The organism is Dyadobacter sp. HNCC25DJ184 (assembly GCF_056895215.1).
The window spans coordinates 1-979 of sequence record NZ_JBXHAQ010000043.1; the positions used below are offsets into that span (position 1 = coordinate 1).

Annotated in this window: 1 protein-coding gene; it reads left to right on the forward strand. The window is 38.0% G+C overall.

Annotated elements, in window-relative coordinates:
• Positions 1–164 precede the first annotated feature (164 nt).
• Positions 165–500: a hypothetical protein gene (locus AC1XUD_RS26525; protein ID WP_483364072.1), complete on the forward strand. Its 336-nt coding sequence runs from the start codon at positions 165–167 to the stop codon at positions 498–500.
• Positions 501–979: the final 479 nt, after the last annotated feature.

Sequence of the window (979 nt, forward strand, 5' to 3'; positions counted from 1 at the left end):
GGCGTTCATTAAGGTTTTTGAAAATATTTAGTTATTGTAACAAAAATCAACTTAAAGCTTGTTTACACTAAGATATAAAAGTGTAAATTCGCACACCAGGACGTGCAACTAATTCGATGCACGACTCCATTAGTATTACGACGTTTCATGATTTACTCTCCATTATGAAGAAATCCAATATTTTCGCTTACATCGAGCTATCCAAACTAGTCGATGAATTAAAAGAAGCTACGGAATCCGGTAAATTGAAAGAGAGGCTTGTCTCAAAAGCTGCCTATTTCAAGATAATCGAGTCGCGCTATTTTTCCGATCAACTGTTTGAAGAGTGGGAAGCTATCCAAGATATGGCGAGTTGCCGGGGAGTCTTAACAGACGAATCCGGACGCATTGTTCGAAATGAAATAAGCAACACCTTCAACCATTTTTTCGACACAGACTGCCTTCTTCTTGCCAATCGTATCTATGCGTTGTTCGAGCAATTAAAGGAAGAATTTTATTAATGATATAGCCAGACTGCTATCGAAATATCTTTTTATTTTTAGTATGGAAGTGATAGTTCCGGCGGCAGCTTTGCTGCCGTAACTTTTGTCAATTTCATCTAAAAGATTTTTTTGTGTTTGTTGTGCGGTCGAACTGTTAAAGCTATATTGTTAACTCTTCGAACGGGTCGACTAACCATGAAGCATGCTGGAAAAAATGTCAATAGCTTGTATCCAACATTTTGACCCGGCTCAATCGCAAGCCAATCTGTAGAATACAGATACAACTTCGTATCAATAGTAGTCCATTGAGGGAAAACTAGATTCCGCTCATTGCTAAAAATGGAATCCCCAGAAGTGAAAAGAAATTTAGAACTCGAATTTCCCAGGAATTTAAAGTTTCACGCGAGATATCGAGACTTTGACGAACCATTCACCCCTATTCCCAGCAAATCAACAGATTTAAAAGTTTTGTCCTTGTTTGATCTCCAATCCAAAGA

Bases quoted from the DNA above. Each gene is read 5' to 3' on its own strand.
- AC1XUD_RS26525 (WP_483364072.1), top strand. From the start codon at position 165: ATGAAGAAATCCAATATTTTCGCTTACATCGAGCTATCCAAACTAGTC.